The organism is Flavobacterium sp. GQ95, from assembly GCF_059758655.1.
The window spans coordinates 1-332 of record NZ_JCAXEB010000078.1; the positions used below are offsets into that span (position 1 = coordinate 1).

Consider the following 332-nt stretch of genomic DNA (forward strand, 5'->3'; position numbering starts at 1 on the left):
CTTCTCCTTGAATCCCGTTGAATTGCTTCAAATAGAATGATAGACATGGCGGTCTAATAAAGGCTCTAAAGAAGTTCAACATTTTGTTTATCTTAAATTCAAAGTTATGAAAAAGTATTTATTTCATGTGGGTATAGATATCTCAAAATCAAAATTGGATATTAATATTCTTGATAGTTTAACTCTTAAATCAGAGTATTTTATCATAGAAAACAACCCCAAAAGTATCTCGTTATTTATTGAGAATCTGATTAAAAAATGCGACATAAACCAATGGCTATTCTGTTGTGAAAACACAGGCATTTACACTAATCACTTTTCGAGTGTTTCTA

The 332-nt window shown here is 29.5% G+C and carries 1 protein-coding gene; it reads left to right on the forward strand.

The window, feature by feature from the left end; all coding sequences use genetic code 11:
* Positions 1 to 106: 106 nt before the first annotated feature.
* Positions 107 to 332: hypothetical protein (locus tag AC6CH4_RS26000; RefSeq protein ID WP_498108239.1), on the forward strand; the 226-nt coding region annotated here is incomplete at its 3' end.